The sequence below is a fragment of the Pedobacter suwonensis genome (genome assembly GCF_007833675.1).
GTDB classification, from domain to species: domain Bacteria; phylum Bacteroidota; class Bacteroidia; order Sphingobacteriales; family Sphingobacteriaceae; genus Pedobacter; species Pedobacter suwonensis.
This window is the reverse complement of sequence record NZ_CP031708.1, coordinates 855,284-871,090: the sequence shown is the minus strand read 5'-3', so window position 1 is coordinate 871,090 and position 15,807 is coordinate 855,284. Positions and strand designations below refer to the sequence as shown.

Annotated in this window: 14 protein-coding genes; 8 read left to right on the top strand and 6 right to left on the bottom strand. The window is 40.6% G+C overall.

Translation table 11 applies throughout. From position 1 onward, the window contains the following. The first annotated feature begins 9 nt into the window (after positions 1-9). Complete coding sequence (locus tag DV942_RS03480; protein ID WP_090985419.1) at positions 10-462, top strand: GtrA family protein; 453 nt, start codon at positions 10-12, stop codon at positions 460-462. On the opposite strand, the gene DV942_RS03475 is transcribed toward DV942_RS03480, so the two are convergent. After that, positions 440-2,011, bottom strand: coding sequence for a hypothetical protein (locus DV942_RS03475; RefSeq protein ID WP_145855313.1), 1,572 nt, complete (start codon positions 2,009-2,011; stop codon positions 440-442). The two genes, DV942_RS03480 and DV942_RS03475, sit on opposite strands and share 23 nt — an antisense overlap. Positions 2,012-2,110: 99 nt before the next feature. Between DV942_RS03475 and DV942_RS03470 the strand changes: the two genes are divergently transcribed. Further along, complete coding sequence (locus DV942_RS03470) at positions 2,111-3,595, top strand: TlpA family protein disulfide reductase (protein WP_145855312.1); 1,485 nt, start codon at positions 2,111-2,113, stop codon at positions 3,593-3,595. A 992-nt stretch (positions 3,596-4,587) separates the two neighbouring features. Further along, positions 4,588-4,743 (top strand): hypothetical protein, encoded by a 156-nt coding sequence (locus DV942_RS23400; protein ID WP_186462412.1) that lies wholly within the window; start codon positions 4,588-4,590, stop codon positions 4,741-4,743. An 817-nt stretch (positions 4,744-5,560) separates the two neighbouring features. Here DV942_RS23400 and DV942_RS03465 read toward each other — a convergent pair. Both DV942_RS03465 and DV942_RS03460 read right to left on the bottom strand, forming a co-directional pair. Next, positions 5,561-6,376, bottom strand: coding sequence for a helix-turn-helix domain-containing protein (locus DV942_RS03465; protein ID WP_145855310.1), 816 nt, complete (start codon positions 6,374-6,376; stop codon positions 5,561-5,563). A 424-nt stretch (positions 6,377-6,800) separates the two neighbouring features. After that, the gene (locus DV942_RS03460) at positions 6,801-7,820 is read right to left on the bottom strand and encodes an SDR family NAD(P)-dependent oxidoreductase (protein ID WP_145855308.1); all 1,020 of its coding nucleotides are present in this window, start codon (positions 7,818-7,820) and stop codon (positions 6,801-6,803) included. Positions 7,821-8,214: 394 nt separating this feature from the next. Here DV942_RS03460 and DV942_RS03455 point away from each other — a divergent pair, with 394 nt between their 5' ends. From DV942_RS03455 to DV942_RS03440, 4 genes are all read left to right on the top strand, one after another. Beyond that, positions 8,215-9,141, top strand: coding sequence for an alpha/beta hydrolase family protein (locus tag DV942_RS03455; protein WP_145855305.1), 927 nt, complete (start codon positions 8,215-8,217; stop codon positions 9,139-9,141). Then, the gene (locus tag DV942_RS03450; RefSeq protein ID WP_342354901.1) at positions 9,083-10,066 is read left to right on the top strand and encodes a helix-turn-helix domain-containing protein; all 984 of its coding nucleotides are present in this window, start codon (positions 9,083-9,085) and stop codon (positions 10,064-10,066) included. Before DV942_RS03455 ends, DV942_RS03450 begins: the two co-directional genes overlap by 59 nt. Before the next feature lie 321 nt (positions 10,067-10,387). Beyond that, positions 10,388-11,149 carry a DUF72 domain-containing protein gene (locus DV942_RS03445; protein WP_145855302.1) on the top strand — a complete coding sequence of 254 codons (762 nt, stop codon included), beginning with the start codon at positions 10,388-10,390 and terminating at the stop codon, positions 11,147-11,149. A 118-nt stretch (positions 11,150-11,267) separates the two neighbouring features. Then, entirely contained in the window at positions 11,268-12,041 is a 774-nt protein-coding gene (locus DV942_RS03440; protein ID WP_145855300.1) for a DNA-formamidopyrimidine glycosylase family protein, read from the top strand. Positions 12,042-12,102: 61 nt separating this feature from the next. On the opposite strand, the gene DV942_RS03435 is transcribed toward DV942_RS03440, so the two are convergent. Further along, positions 12,103-12,591, bottom strand: coding sequence for a DUF4385 domain-containing protein (locus DV942_RS03435; protein WP_145855297.1), 489 nt, complete (start codon positions 12,589-12,591; stop codon positions 12,103-12,105). A 265-nt stretch (positions 12,592-12,856) separates the two neighbouring features. Next, positions 12,857-13,381: a tetratricopeptide repeat protein gene (locus DV942_RS03430; protein WP_145855295.1), complete on the bottom strand. Its 525-nt coding sequence runs from the start codon at positions 13,379-13,381 to the stop codon at positions 12,857-12,859. A gap of 119 nt (positions 13,382-13,500) precedes the next feature. Here DV942_RS03430 and DV942_RS03425 point away from each other — a divergent pair, with 119 nt between their 5' ends. After that, positions 13,501-14,523, top strand: coding sequence for an LLM class flavin-dependent oxidoreductase (locus DV942_RS03425; RefSeq protein WP_145855292.1), 1,023 nt, complete (start codon positions 13,501-13,503; stop codon positions 14,521-14,523). Positions 14,524-14,802: 279 nt separating this feature from the next. Here the strand turns inward: DV942_RS03425 and DV942_RS03420 are convergent, their stop codons facing one another. Further along, positions 14,803-15,750 (bottom strand): EamA family transporter, encoded by a 948-nt coding sequence (locus tag DV942_RS03420; protein WP_145855290.1) that lies wholly within the window; start codon positions 15,748-15,750, stop codon positions 14,803-14,805. Positions 15,751-15,807 lie beyond the last annotated feature (57 nt).

Below are 15,807 nucleotides of genomic sequence, written 5' to 3'. Positions count from 1 at the left end.
TAATTAGAAATGAAATCAAAATCTAAGAACCACTTTTTTATCATCAAAATGATCCGCTTTGGCACAGTAGGCTTTTCAGGTCTTCTACTCGATTTTTCGGTTACCTATGTTCTTAAGGATACATTTTTTGTCAATCCCTATCTATCCAGCGCAATTGGCTTTATTGTAGCTGCAACCAGCAATTATTTTCTTAACCGGATATGGACTTTTGAAAGTGCAAACAAAAATATCATTCCACAATTTATCAGTTTTTTCTCGATTGCAGTTTTAGGATTGGTTTTGAATAGTTTTTGCATTATGTTGTTTACGCACCTGGATATCCAGTTTTACTATAGCAAAGCTTTGGCGGTTTTCGTAGTCTTTTTTTGGAATTTCGCGGCAAATTTCTTTTTAACCTTTAAAGAAAGAAAAAAACTTGCACATCTAAAATTGGCTAAACCTAATGTTCATAAATCAATTTAAACCCCTTGTTGTTTCCCGAGGGATCCAATTCGATCTTCATCTGCCTGGAAGGGAATGCTTGCCAGGGTGCGATCAGGTGGTAGAATAAAATTGGCTGTTCGATAAAGTAACGGTCTTTGGGATAGTTAATCCTGCCAATCCTGTTTTTTATCAGAAAATCTATAATTGGTGCTTTAGAATAAAAATGTGCAGATTGTTCTTTCTGTCCCTGTCCAACAGGGATTTCTACGGTGGCTAGATGGGGCCTGTTTAAATCAAAGCTTTTAAATATTGCTATATTTAACAGCATTCCGGAAACAAACAGTACCGGCCAAAATAAAATCTGCCTGCCAGGGTGCTTAGAAAGGTGGCAGGCCATATATATAGCGATTAAAATATAAATGGCTAGGTAATAACGGTAAGAGGTGCTTTGGGTATATAGGGGCAGCAGGGCTGCATAAACAACTATTGTATAGGCCAACGCAGGGTAACGGCCTGATTTAAAGATATCTAGATATAAAAAATAAATGATGCCCGCTGCCATAAAGCAACCGCAGAAGGATAGTCCGATCCTTAAGAAATAACTGGTATCTATGGCATAAAGGTAAGCGATAACCCTGTAACCGGTTAAAACATCAAAAAAAGAATGTCCGTGGAATATAACAAAGCTGGCTCCGGCGGTAATAAGAAAGAAATGTTTTAAGTAGCGGAAATCAGGGAAAGGGAAATTTATTTCTTTAATGCTGAATTTCAGTATAAACGCTGTTTGCAGGTAAATGATAATTGGGAAAAAAAAAGCCCCGATTATACCGGATATACGGTTTTCTGAAAAGTAGTACATGCCGATAAAAAGAAACGACTGGTTAAAAATACTGCTTAGAAAAAGAAAAAGTTCTTTTTTGTAGGTTATTTTTTTATTCACTACCGATACAAAAATTAGGGCTATTGTACCCGCAAGAGAAATACATGAAAAAAGGATATGGTTATATGATCCCAATAAACTAAAGATTAGAAATAGCCAGATCGCAAGCCTGTTCTTTTTCTCTGGATGCCTGGCAATACTGAAAACAGATGCCGCCATAATCGAAATAAAAAATAGGGTAAATGTATTTACTTCCCAGGCAATACGTGGTGCACTGATCAATAAGGCAGATTGTAACATGATGAGCAGAAAACTGATTGCACTACTCCCCGAAATTTTCCAAAATGTGGCTAATAAAATAACCAGGCCGGCCAGATTGAAGAAAATTCCACATATCCTCAGCGAAACAACATTAATCCCGAAGAGTTTGAAACTGATAAGAGTGCTCAATGGCTGAAGTATTCCCGTGTAATTATTCATGCCGTGAACTTTATCTATACCAACATAAAGATAATAATACGCCTTGAGGCCACTCCACGCTTCATCACCATGTAAACCCGGAAAATCAGACAGCTTATAAGTCCAGCAGAATACCAGTAATATCAACAAACCACACATGCACAGCCCATAAATAAGCAGGTTTTTGCCGGTTTGGTATTTTTCGTTGAAAAGGGAATTAATTGTTTCTGTTATGTCTGATCTATTCATTGGAGCGTTATTTTTTTGTTCTAAAATATGAAAAAATCAATGATTTTTCTCTGGTAAATCATTTTTCTTTTATATATTTAGCTATTTATACATCAATTTATGAGACTCCATCTGATCAGGTTTTTTTTAAGCTTTATACTTACCGCAACTTTAATAAATCAGGGAAAATCCGCTGCACAGGCTGATGAGCCAAAAGGTTTTGTGATAAAAGGAAATGTTAAAAATGCCGACGGAGATTTTTGGGAATTTTTAATTACTGATTTTATAAAAGCAAAACATCTGGTAGGTGTGCCCATTGATAAGAATGGCAATTTTATTAAGGAAATAGCCATTTCTGCTCCGCAGGATCTATATCTTTCGCTAAACCATCAGGGGATACCGGTTTTCGCTGTTCCCGGCGATACATTAATCATCAACTGGGATGCGGCGAAGTTTAATGAAACCTTTCGGATAACTGCAGTTTCATCAGTACCCTCTCGTCAGGATGAAATAGATCTTGTTTTAAAACTGTACCAATCATATTGGTCCAAAACTCTGGATATGTTTAAAATTGTACAGAACAGGGAAATAGCAGGTGATGAAAAAATGCAGCAGGTGCAGGCCTTATTCAATAAATACTGTTCAGTGATTAACCAGAACCCCAAAAGTAAATACGTAGCCAAGGTGCTTGCAGATCAATACTATTTCTTTTTGCTGAGGTTTGTTGAAAAGATCAATGCACAGGAAAGGAATAAAAATGCAAACCAGTTTAAGCAGTATAGGCTAAATCTTGATAGCCTGAACGATGCCGCATTAAAATATGGCTGTAGGGAAGATCTGCTCAATGAAAATGTTTTTGCTTTTTCGCCAAACTACAGGAGCTATATCGAAAATCAAGTTCGGTCCAATAACCCCTTCAGTGAGGTTAGTCTTGCTAACCAAGGGCCGGCAAATAAAGAGTATAACTTTACCCTGGGCAATGGCTATGCCGGGCTCTCGGGTTTGTATCTTTCAAACATTATCATGGATTGGTACCTCACCAATTCGATCATTACAGGCTATTCTGATTATGGTTACGAAAATTCTGAGAAAGCATATCAAAAATTTAAAGATGATATTCTTTCCAGATCATATCGCGATACCCTTGAACGTTTCCATGATAAAATACAGCGTTTACGTTCGGGAACGCAGGCTCCGGTTTTTACACTTAAGAATACTGATGGAAAAAACGTATCGTTAAGTGATTTTAAAGGTAAGGTTGTTTATATTGGTTTTTGGGGTATCTACTGTAATCCCTGCATCAACGAAATCAATCAATATGCAGAAAAGATACATCAAAAATATAATGACGTTGTTTTTATAAATATCTGCGTGGATGCAGATGAACAGTCTTGGCAAAAAAAACTCAAAAGTTTAAAATTAAATGGCATAAATCTTTTAGCGAAAGGGTGGACAAAAAATCCTGTTTGTCAGGCTTATAACGTGTCTAGTATTCCTCATCATGTATTGATTGACAAAAATGTAAAACTTATTGACAATGTTGCGCCTGATCTTGGCAGTCTAATGGATGATAATAATGTACTTGATCAATTGCTAAAGATGTAATATACATCATGCCAAAGGAGAGTTTTAGTACAAAAAAACAAAGCCATTTTAAGAGGACTTATTTAATATCGTTGCTCGTATTTTAATTGCTGTAGAGGGCACAAAAACTTATTACTTAGATCTCGACCGAATTTCAAAAGAGGCTGGGTGAACTTCCAACAATACTTAAGCCCTCATTTGTTACTGGAATAAATGAGCTGATAACGATCTTCAAAGGGATATTTGAAATTGTTTCTGATTAAATACCCATTAATATTGATGGCGAGATCTTTTTTAGTTGGAGGCCGGAATAGGGAATTAATTAAGGGTCTAGTGGATCGAAGAATAATTAATGAAATCAACATACCAGGTCTTAATATAAAGCTGGTTACGCTTTTTACCCAAAATGAATGGTGATGGTGTCTCCGGCACGATAAACTCTCCATTTCTAATCACTCACAATCAGGAGCATACTAATCGAATTCATTTCGAACTGCCAAATTTGAGAGACTTTCTGTGTATTCCGGTCCATGCAAGTGGCTGGGTAAGGGAAAATAGGTTAATCTTCGAAAATACAGCCTAGTTGGTCAAGATAGACAAGGTTTAAAATTATGGTGAAATCAAGCAGGATCTTGAGCAAACTGGTGGATATGCTTTGTCCATTACTGGTGTATTACAACTCAAAAACTCTAAAATTGGAGTTGAGGATATGCAAAAAATGATATAAGCTATCGGTTTGTTTTCACCTTCTTAAATGGAAGATGAACTTTTCCCCGTTTAATACAAGGCTGGGCTGGTCCACTGCTTCCTGGACCGATTTCTCTTCAAGACATGTTGACCGGTATAAGTCTGTAGGCTAGTGGTTACCACAAGCTGGGCATAATGGGATTAATGCGATGTGGCACGCGTTTATAAGCCTAATGAAGGATTCGGACAGTCAGGAATGCGTTGATTGCCTGTTGCACTGGTATGTTGAAGCGAACAACAATAGGATTTAGCAAGGAGCTATTGTATTGCCGCAAAATGCTTTTGAGTTACTGTTCAACTGGCAGATGATCGAGCAGCGCAACCTGTACACAGCGGCTCAAGGAAAGGCAACCAATACTGCAGAGGAAATCAGAATTCTGATACAGGACGGAAATATTCCGCTAGATATTCCTGATAAATAAAACAGTTGAAAACAATTGCGCACTGAGGAGATCAAATTTCGGGATTTTCCTGAACTGTTTACTTTTATCCGTAACTCGATTACAAACGCGAACCATACTAAGCGAATTAAATTTGCAAAGCACCTTCTTTGGCTATACATCATATCAAAGATGTTGGTATATGTTATCTTGAACTATTACTTTTAAAACTCTTTAATACTGTGGTAAATACGTCAGCCGGATCTCATCAAATATGTTTGTAGGTGGAAATGAAGAAATAGTTCCCTGGCATAAAGTCGAAGATTAGGTTGTGAGATAAGATTTTGGGATTGGCTGGTACAATTGCCTTCCGGAGCGCGTTGTTACTACTAGAACTACTTTTCGAAAAACCCTACTGTAAAAGAGAAGTTCTAGTAGATAGACTCAAGATATTAAGAGTAACGCTTCAAAATATTTAAGTGGGTTAGAAAATTGGAATTCTAAAATCAAAAAATCTGAAAGGAATACTATACATGAATATTGAACTATTTGAACTTTTGAAAAGGTAACAATATATTATTGATTGCTTTCCTCTAAAATTTTTGAAAAACCGCCTATTTCCATCAATTCGTCTACAAAATGGTTCGAATTACGCACCGTTACTGACCCCGAGTTTTAAAAGCAGTTCTGAAAAGAGCTGCTTTTTTTGTTTAAGGGGATTTTTTGTGGAGTAGGATAAAAAAACAGATAGCTTTGTTTTTTACTATTTTCATTTCACATGCCTTCTACCTAACCTCTTTGCTCAAGTTATTTTTAAGTTTGAGTCCAGTCATTGATTTGGAATTTTTGATGAACTCAATCAATAACTTTTTATGAGAAGCTGATTAGGTGAAACACCATATTTCTTTTTGAAAATAAATGAAAAATGAGAAAGGTCTTCAAAACCGACCTCCAGATAAATTTCCGTCGGCTTTTTCTTTTTTTCAACCAGATGGTAATAAGCCAGCTCCAATCTTTTGTCGGTTAACCATTTTTGGGGAGTAGTGTGGAACAGCTTCTTGAAGTCCCTGTTAAAGGTTGATAGGCTACGGCCTGTTAGATAGCCCAATTTTTCCAGAGACATGTTGAACATAAAGTTGCGCTGCATAAAATCAATCAGATCGATCTTGCCGGGTACATCAAAATTGGCCAGGACGCTATCTACGCTAGGTTCAATCAGCCTTAGAATATTGATGGCCTCTTCGATTTTAAGGTTGGCCAGACTTTCTGGGAATTCACTTTTTATATCAAAATAGGGTATTAGTGATGCCAGGCAACTTTCCAAAAGCGGGTGGTTACTGAACCGATATATTTTCTGCAGGGGAGGTGTTTTCTTTTTAGGCTCGGTTTTTTCATAGAATTTCTTCAATCTTTCTGTGGACAGATGCATGACCACGGTCTTATGTGGCAATCCGTTTTTCGGATAGTTGATGATCGTGGCAAGTTCGTTCCTTGGGATCAGAAAAATATCGCCTGTTTTGAAACTGAAGGTAGATTCTGCCTGTATGATTTTTGTTTCCCCGGAAATAAACCATACCAGCATGTGATCATCAAACATCAGGTCGGATTTGAACAGTTTGTCTTCGTAGCTGGAGAGCTTGATGTCATTTGTCAGATATTTAGAGATATGTTCCATTGTGATAAAGTTATTGGTTTTTGATTAGATTCCATTAGATACACTGGCCGCCGTCGATCAGGTACTCAGAACCTGTGATGAAAGTGGTCTAACTACTGGCTAGGAAGGCAATCAGTTTGGCCACTTCTTCCGCTTTACCAAACCCAGACAATGGAATGGTACTGATCATTTACTCTTCAAGGGATTGGTTCAACCCGATCTTATTCATGATCTTCCACATGACCAGGGCCAACGGCATTGACCCTGATCTTACGTCCGTAAAGTTTCTGTGCCGTGATTTTCATGACCACATTCAAGGCCGCTCTACTTGCTGGTGATGATCAACTGTGCGCCGTTTGCTTTTAGCTGTTTGGCAGTGGCATAGCCTATACCGCTGTTAACGCCAGTAATCTTGGCGGTTTTTTCCTTTTAAGTTTTTCACGGCTTAGTTCAGGTTAAATTTTATACCGGTCATTTCCTCGGTCAGATTCCACAGTTTTTTAGCACTGTTTTCGTCCAGCGAATATTCCATTACGCCACTTTGATGCGGTTTAGCAACTGTCTGTATGGCGGGATCTTCCGGTATCAGTTCGGCGATATCCGTATCTTCGCAGTACACGCCGCCGATGTTATTGAGCAGCGGACTGGTAGCAGCCCAAACGGATGTTGCCGCACCCTGTGGAATGTTTTTCAGGCTGGCCAGGATGTCCGGACGTATGTTCCCAGTTTCATCAAAAAAGCCCATCTGTTTGAACAGTTCCATATCAGCATCCCTGGCCAGTTCTGTTCCGGCGATTGATCCGGGGTGCAGGGAGTATGCTCTTACCTGATGCGCTTTTGCGCGATTATCAAGTTCTAATGCAAATAGATTGCTCGCTGTTTTTGATTGTCCGTATCCAATAAGTGTTTGGTATTCCCTATGCTGGAAGTTTGGATCTTCGAAATTAAAGGGCGCCATGTGGTGTCCAAGAGAGGAAACATTTACAACACGTGCGCCATTGGCATTTTTTAGCGCTGGCCATAATCTTGCCACCAGGTGAAACTGTCCAAAGTAATTGGTGGATAGCTGGGATTCGAAACCACGGCTGTCCCTTTGTAACGGCACCCACATGATCCCAGCATTGTTGATGAGTATATGCAGTGGTCTGCCTGATGCCAGAAATTTATCGGCGAACGCATCTATGGTTTCGGGCTTGCCAAGATCCATTGTCTCAATTTCCACGTTTGTAATATCTTGGAGGTTTTTCCTTGCCTTTTCGATGTCTCTTGCCGGTACAATTACGGTTGCACCTGCTGCGGCCAGTACTTTTGTGGTCTCAAGACCGATGCCAGCATTACCACCGGTGACGATGGCGATCATACCTGTAAGATCTATTCCTTTGATGACTTCTGTTGCAGTTGAGCTAGCGCTAAAACCTGAACCCAATGGGTGTTGTAACGCGCCTTGATAGTTGTTCTTTTCCATTTTGTTTTGATTAAATGTGATAAGACAAATGTAGGAGGTTGATTAAAGGTGAATTTTGTTTGGCGTGTCAATTTGCTTTGTTTAGAAAGTCATATCTTTTGTTATCGGTGTTAGGTTAGCAAAATTTATGAACATAAACTGGCTTGTTTTTTTCTAAAATTTTCAAAAAAAGCAGCCTATTTCCATCAGTTTGTTAATGAAATGTTTTGAAATACGTAGCGACATTGACCCGAAAGAGGCTGCCTTTTTGATACAGCCTAAGCGTCTATAATTCCTAACCAGGCGATTAATAACCCTTTTCCCTGAATTGGCTACGAAATGCTTCGATTTGACTACGTCAGGGAATCCATGGTTGTTGACCTTTGTACTATATCAAATTTTAAATCATTAAAAAATGAAACAGTCAAAAACACCAATTATCAGTTTTAGTCCGGTTGTATTACCAGTTGCGGGCCGTTACGTAGACCTTGAAATGAAAGTTTCTGCTCCCGCCAGCGGAAACAACCTGCCCGTGATTCTTATTTCCCATGGGCATGGACCTTCTAACTTTCTTTCATCGTACAAAGGGTATGGACCTATGGCAGATTTTTTTGCGGATAAAGGATTTGTAGTTATCCAACCTACCCATCAAAATTCCAAAGCACTCGGGCTTTCCCCGTCCCTTCCCGAAGCACCCTTGTTTTGGAGTTCGAGGCCAGCGGACATGAAGTTTATTCTTGATCACTTGGAGGAAATACTTTCTACAGTACCAGGGTTAACAGAAAGGGTTGATAAGGCAAGAGTTGCCGTAGTTGGCCATTCGATGGGCGGGCAAACAGTAGCGATGCTTTCTGGCATGGAAGTAACTGATCCTGCAACAGGTAAGATTGTTAATGCGGCAGAGCCAAGATTAAAAGCTCGCGTGCTCATTGGTGCGTCTGGCGGGCCAGAAGGATTTAACGGAGCCGCCAGGCAGCTTTATCCGGTATTGGCTGCCGGCAATTTCAGCACTATGACCTTGCCGGCACTTATTGTGAACGGGGACAAGGACGTAAACCCCATGTTCTCTGATGTGGACAACTGGCGTGCAGATGCATACTATCAAAGCTCTGGTCCAAAAGATCTGTTGACGGTATTTGGCGCAGAACACATCTTTGGTGGCATATCAGGATATGATGCCCGTGAAACAAGCGATGAAAATCCAGAGCGCGTTGCTTTTGTATGTGAAAGCATTCTTGCCTATATTCGTAGTGCATTCGATCCGAACAATACAAGTTGGGAAGATGCAAAGAAAGCTCTTAACGGGGCAGGTGCGCTGGGCAGCATTGAAAGTAAGTTATAAATCAGGCAGTATGAAGAATGAGCTATCTAACCACAGATTTGATTCTTTATCAAGATTGCATATGGCGCTGGATATGCCGGCACCTATGCATCCGTTGGTAAGTTTAATAAATAATGCTGAGGGAACTATTCCACTGGAAAGGCTTCCCAGTCCGCATATTTTAAGTTTTTACAAAATCTCCTATAAGATGAACTTTCAGGGAAAGTTCAAATATGGGCAGCATTACTATGATTTTGATGAGGGGGGAATGTTTTTTGTTTCACCTAACCAGATCACAGGACAACATGCACCTTTAAGCGATCAGTCTGGTTATACGTTACTTTTCCATCCAGATCTTTTACTTGGCTACGAGCTCGCCAGGAAGATCAAAGAATATGGATTTTTTTCCTATGCTATCCATGAAGCGCTGCACTTATCTGAAAAAGAAAAAATCACAATTATTTCTGTTTTTCAAAGTATCGAAGAAGAATTGAAAAGCAAGATCGATAACTTCAGTCAGGACGTTGTTATCTCCCAGATAGAACTACTGCTAAATTATTCAAATCGATTCTACAGCAGGCAATTCATCACCCGTAGAGCAGTAAGCAGCGATCTCCTTCAAAAGGTAGAAGACATTTTACAGGTTTACTTCCGGTCGGCAAATCCCCAAAAGCAGGGGCTTCCTACTGTACAATTTCTCTCCTCGCAATTAAACGTCAGCTCCAGTTATTTAAGTGATATGCTGCGGTTACATACGGGACAAAATGCACAACAGCACATCCACAACCATCTGATCGAAAAAGCGAAAGAACAGTTATCGACAACTCCGGCTTCAATAAACGAGATTGCCTATGAATTAGGTTTTGAGCACCCGCAATCCTTTAGTAAACTTTTTAAGCTTAAAACCAGTGTCTCGCCCCTGGATTTCAGACGTTCTTTCAATTGACTTAGTTCAAAACACAATTGCCTCATTTTGTTGAGACTTGCTGTTCTTTTTTCTAATGTTTAAGGAATTTTTTATGTAGTTTAACCATATTTGAATGCGCTAATTAAATCAGTACTCTTCTAAAATTTTCGAAAATCACGATTTCAATTAATTCCTCCACAAAATGTTTCGAATTACTCACCGCTACTGAGCCAGAGTTTCAAAGCAGTTCTGAAAAAAGCTGTTTTTTTTGTTTTTAGGTATTTTTAGATCAATGCCTAGCGCGGCCTTTCTTCTGATCTGGCCGTTCAACAATTTTTCTATTCGACTTGTTTAGTTCATATGGACATCGCTTTTGAAAACTATTACTCGGGTACCAGCGGGCTGTTGTTGCCCGTTCCCAATAAATTGCACTACCCCAAAGAATTTCAGGAGAAGAGCAGGCTGTGCTATTACGCATCGCTGATGGATTCTATCGAGATCAATTCTTCCTTTTATAAAATACCGCAGGCTTCCACGATGAAAAAATGGGCGGCTGATGTGCCTGAGAAATTTCGGTTCACTTTTAAGCTTTTTAAGGAGGTGACCCACAATAAGGACCTGGCCTTTGATCCCGAGATTGTATCCAGATTCTTTTCAGTTATTTCGCATGTGGAGGATAAAAAGGCCTGTCTTTTGGTGCAGTTCCCCCCGAGCATCAGGATTGCTCATTTTGCGCAGTTGCGCTTTCTCATGTCGGTGCTTAGAACTCATGATCCTTTTTTTGAATGGAAGATCGCTTTGGAATTTCGGCATCCTTCTTTATATATAGATGAGGTGTATGAACTTTTGGAAGAGTTTGGGCTTGGTATGGTGATACATGATAAGTCGCCTGCCAGTTCTCCGGTAAGGGAAAGCCATCCCGGTTTTATCTACCTCAGGTTTCATGGTCCGGGAGGAAACTACAGGGGAAGTTATGCAGACGACGTACTGTACGAGTATGCAAGTTATGTGACCGAGTGGCTTTCAGAAGGCAAAAAGGTATTCGTTTATTTCAATAATACGATGGGAGAGGCACATGCCAACCTGAATATGCTGCGCCAGATCGTTAGGGATACCTATTAGTATCTGCTGAAAGGTAGGTCTAAACTTTTTGGGCATGAACAATGTTTCAATCCTGCACATCGATCAGTAAGTTCGGTTAGCAATATAAAAATGGGTGTGTTTAATTAAAAAAAATGTTATGGCTGAACTACCAGATTTAGAAGTGTTTGCGCAGATCCTTTCACGTCGGTTCAAGGGTAAAACCCTAAAGGAATTGGAAGTAAAAGTGACAAAAAAGCTAAACGTTACTGCTGCACAGCTCAAGGCCAGGCTCGAAGGTAAAAAGCTTTCGAATGTTTTACGCTATGGAAAAACTTTGCACTTTCATTTCGGTAAGGAAATTCTACAGGTTCATCTGATGCTTAGGGGCGAACTGGAGGCGATGCATAGCGGTTCGGAGCTGCCAAAATACGCCATACTTGCTTTTCAATTTTCATGTGGTGAGGGCTTTGCCTTAGTAGATAGCTTGCGTGCGGCAACACCTACCTTAAATCCCGACGCTACTAAGGCACCAGATGCGCTTGAAATGGATGAAGATTATTTTACCGGGGTGCTGTTCAAGAGCAAGAAAATGGTTAAGGAGTTGCTGATGGACCAGAAGAAGATACGGGGCATTGGTAATTCATATGCAGATGAGATCCTGTGGGATGCCAGAGTATCTCCGTTTTCGATCAGCTCGGCCATACCGGAAAAAATAGTCAAAAAATTGTTCCATAGTTTGAAGTCTGTTTTGAAAGAAGCCATTACAGCTATCGCAAAAGAGAACGGAGATGAGCTTCGTGGTGAGCTGCGCGACTTGATGAAAGTACATGGGGCAAAGCTGAAAAAATCTCCTTCCGGAGCAGTCGTGAAGTCAGAAAAGATCGGCGGAAGGACCAGTTATTATACCGATGAACAGCAATTATATTCCTAAAAAGCAATCGTGAGTATTACCGGACAAATCTTGCTTTCAATTATGGTGGCATTTGAATTTGTTATCCCAGCCGTTTTTTCCAGACTGCCTTCATTGACTTATAAATCGGATGGGCCTCTGCTAATTTATAGGTGGCGTAAAATATTGCTGCGGATTTAGCTTTCTCTGCCGAACCAGTGCCCCGCTCAAGTGGCGTATAATCCTTGTTTTTATCGTATTTCTTTCCGCCTTTATAATTGGCGTATCGCCTGGCGCGGGTATAACCCATCTGCAGGTATTTTCTTGCCATGTCTGCCCCAACAAAATTATTTTCTTGTATATAGTTAAGGAACATTTTAAATATCTTTTCACTGCTATCTTTTGCGAGTTCTGGCGTCCGAAACCTCCAGAACTGGCCAATCTCAGATTTATAAGGCTCGCAGATCAGAACACCCTGTTCGCCTTTGCCAATCCTGTATTTTTCGGGATTATTTCTATAATTGATATCTTTTTTCCAAGGATATTTTTGGTTGTCAAAATCAAGGTAAGTTGGCTTTCCTGTTACTGGCATAGCTAAGCAACATATCCGCTTATAGTTATGTTTTTATTCCTGTGAAATTACGATAAAGACAGCTACTGGATAATCAATGATAACAAGAAGAATTAGGAGATCATTCAAACTTAAGGGGCTATTATCCACCAGCGATGGCAGAAAAAAATAATTTAGGGTACGAAAGAAGCATTTTGAACAAATCCGGACATTTAAGCTATTAAAAAATCAGCTTTAAATAATTGTTGGTTTAGGGCTATTAAGTCCTATTCATATCGGACTGATCTTATTGCTTTTTGTTAAGCCTGGGTTTGGTAGCGGCGTTTTGCTTAGGCTTTTTCGTCGCAGCAATTGTGCTTTTTGATGATTTGCTTACAGGCTTTTTTGACGAAGTTTTCTTCTTTCGGGCATTTTTGACCCGGTATTCAAGTAAGTAGAGCCTGGTCTGCCATTTTTCGATGGTGGTATCTATGTTTTTTGGAAAGCCTGTTGATTCTAACAGACCAAGTACATGCGCCAGCTCACGTGTGCTCTCTGCTTTGGCCTTGTTTTCTTTCATCCAGTCTTGTTGTTTGGTTTCGTAGGCTTTCCGGTATTCGGCTATGGCCTTTCGAATGAGTTTGACCTCATCCTCTTTTGATTTACCTTTGCGCAACAATACCATCTGCCTGTTCCATGCATGCGAATTGGTGGGATCTGTCCGCGAAGCTTGCTGGTAGCGTTTTAATGCGGCAGCGCTATCGCCCGCTCTTTCCAGTTCGAGCCCAGCATCAAACTGCTCCTTTGACTGTATTTGTTTTCGTCTAGACATAACTGATTTGGGAACAATTAGCCAGGGCTATTGTTTGATAAAGTCAGTAGCGGTTATGACTACACGATGACCCTCGGGAAATGAGCGTAATGCTAACTTTGAATTTATCAATTAATGGAATGAAGAAAATCGGATTTTTATCTTTCGGGCATTGGTCCGAACATCCCTCATACCAGGCGCGTACCGCCAGTGATACTCTGCTGCAGTCTATCGATTTGGCCGTTGCGGCCGAAGAGATCGGGCTCGACGGTGCGTATTTCAGGGTACACCATTTTGCGAGGCAATTGGCATCGCCCTTTCCGCTGCTTTCGGCAATTGGTGCAAAAACTTCAAAGATCGAAATCGGAACGGGGGTTATCGATATGCGCTATGAAAACCCTTTATATATGGTTGAGGATGCGGGTGCGGCCGACCTGATCTCTGGTGGGAGGTTACAACTGGGCATCAGCCGGGGTTCGCCCGAGCAGGTGGTTGAAGGCTGGCGGCATTTCGGTTTTTCGCCAAAGGACGGCGAGAGCGATGCGGATATGGGCAGGCAAAAGGCTTTGGAGTTTCTGGAAAGACTGAATGGCGAAGGTTTTGCAAGGCCGAATCCAAATCCAATGTTTCCCAATCCTCCGGGACTGTTAAGGTTAGAACCCTATTCCGAGGGGCTGCGCGAACGCATCTGGTGGGGGGCTGCTTCTAATGCCACTGCGGTGTGGGCGGCAGAGCAGGGCATGTACCTGCAGAGTTCTACATTGAAGTTTGATGAAAATGGCAAGCCCTTCAGCGTTCAGCAGGCTGAGCAGATCAGGTTGTATAAGGAAGCCTGGAAAAAGGCTGGACATGATCGCGAGCCAAGGGTGTCTGTCAGCCGTTCTATATTTGCGCTGATGAACGATCAGGACAGGTATTATTTCGGACAGCAGGGGAAGGCGGCAGATAGTTTTGGTTATATCGAGCCCACTCAACGGGCAGTTTTTGGCAGGGGATATGCCGCTGAGCCCGATCAGCTGATAAAGGAACTGGCTGCAGACGAGGCAATACAGGAAGCAGATACGGTATTATTGACCATTCCAAACACGCTGGGTGTAGATTACAATATTCATATTTTATCTGCCATTTTGGAGCATGTTGCGCCAGGACTTGGTTGGAGATAGCCGAAATCGATTTTTTTTAAATCACAGCAAACATATTCGCGATAATCGTGTTTATATACAGAGAGCGTTAATTTAGATAAGCGGGAAGAGCCTTTGGTTTTTTCCGCTTTCTTGTTTCTGTATGATATACAAAAGATTTAAGGAGTCAAATTTTTGGAGATAATGATGCCATCAAAGGTGGAGCAATTAATTTAAATTAAACGATGACAGGCTTCCCTATGGAAGTTGTATATATGGCCGGCCTGCCTTATGCGGTTACATCGAAAAGCAGTAATATCTTTATGCCTCTGAGTAACCGGAATCTTTGGGGAAATCAGGCTGATTTCTGCCATGCATCTGCTTTTGCTTATTTTTTAAAAGGTAATGCGCATTAAAAACAATAACCGATAGGAATATAATACTGTAGGCCGCCATTTGTAAGGGACTGATAGGCTCAAGATATACCAGAGCTGCTATAGCAAATGCAATAATGGGATTGATGTTAAGCAACATGCCCACTGTTGATGAATTCAACCCCTTTAAGGCATACAAATTCAGAAATAATGGAATTACCGTAAAGCCAAGTGCTATCACTTCTATCAGTACCCAAAATGTCGTCGTGCCAGGTATACGCCCGCTGTAGGCAGGGTAAAAGGGAAGCAGCAGCAAGGCAGAAAGTACAATATGAAAAGTGAGGGTGATGAACTTATCAAACCCAACATTTTTACGCTGGCTTACCAGGTACGCGGCATAACTGCCCCCAATAATGATACCATAAACCATATCCATAATATTGGCATAGGATAGGAGTAAACATCCAATTATACTCAATGCAACAGCCGCCCATTGTATTTTATTGAGCTTCTCGTGCAAAAGCCAGTAAGCAAGCAATGTCGTAATAATCGGGCACACAAGATAGGCAAGTGAGGTGGCCTTAATGCTTACGTGGTTGAGCACGTAAATAAATGAGAACCAGTTGATATTTAAAAGAATACTTCCACCTACATTCAGTAAAAGCATATTTCGTTTTTGTTTAGCAGGTAAGGCTTTAATATCTGAGAAAGCTTTAAGCAAATCGGCACGCTTAAATAAGGCGGTAATGAAAACCATTAATATGGCGCAGCTAAAAATGCGGTAAAATAAAATATCTACCGAAGCATATCCGCTCAGCGGTTTTAAAACTAAGCTAAAAAAGCCCCAGGTCGCATACGCGAATATAGCAGCAAGGTAATATTTTGCGGTTTTCAATTTGCCAGAATGTTGATCTTATAATATCCATAAACATGTAAAGCACATTTATGACAT

Coding starts and splice junctions, on each gene's coding strand:
- DV942_RS03480 (WP_090985419.1), top strand. CDS start 10: ATGAAATCAAAATCTAAGAACCACTTTTTTATCATCAAAATGATCCGC.
- DV942_RS03475 (WP_145855313.1), bottom strand. CDS start 2,011: ATGAATAGATCAGACATAACAGAAACAATTAATTCCCTTTTCAACGAA.
- DV942_RS03470 (WP_145855312.1), top strand. CDS start 2,111: ATGAGACTCCATCTGATCAGGTTTTTTTTAAGCTTTATACTTACCGCA.
- DV942_RS03465 (WP_145855310.1), bottom strand. CDS start 6,376: ATGGAACATATCTCTAAATATCTGACAAATGACATCAAGCTCTCCAGC.
- DV942_RS03460 (WP_145855308.1), bottom strand. CDS start 7,820: ATGGAAAAGAACAACTATCAAGGCGCGTTACAACACCCATTGGGTTCA.
- DV942_RS03455 (WP_145855305.1), top strand. CDS start 8,215: ATGAAACAGTCAAAAACACCAATTATCAGTTTTAGTCCGGTTGTATTA.
- DV942_RS03450 (WP_342354901.1), top strand. CDS start 9,083: ATGCAAAGAAAGCTCTTAACGGGGCAGGTGCGCTGGGCAGCATTGAAA.
- DV942_RS03445 (WP_145855302.1), top strand. CDS start 10,388: ATGGACATCGCTTTTGAAAACTATTACTCGGGTACCAGCGGGCTGTTG.
- DV942_RS03440 (WP_145855300.1), top strand. CDS start 11,268: ATGGCTGAACTACCAGATTTAGAAGTGTTTGCGCAGATCCTTTCACGT.
- DV942_RS03435 (WP_145855297.1), bottom strand. CDS start 12,591: ATGCCAGTAACAGGAAAGCCAACTTACCTTGATTTTGACAACCAAAAA.
- DV942_RS03430 (WP_145855295.1), bottom strand. CDS start 13,381: ATGTCTAGACGAAAACAAATACAGTCAAAGGAGCAGTTTGATGCTGGG.
- DV942_RS03425 (WP_145855292.1), top strand. CDS start 13,501: ATGAAGAAAATCGGATTTTTATCTTTCGGGCATTGGTCCGAACATCCC.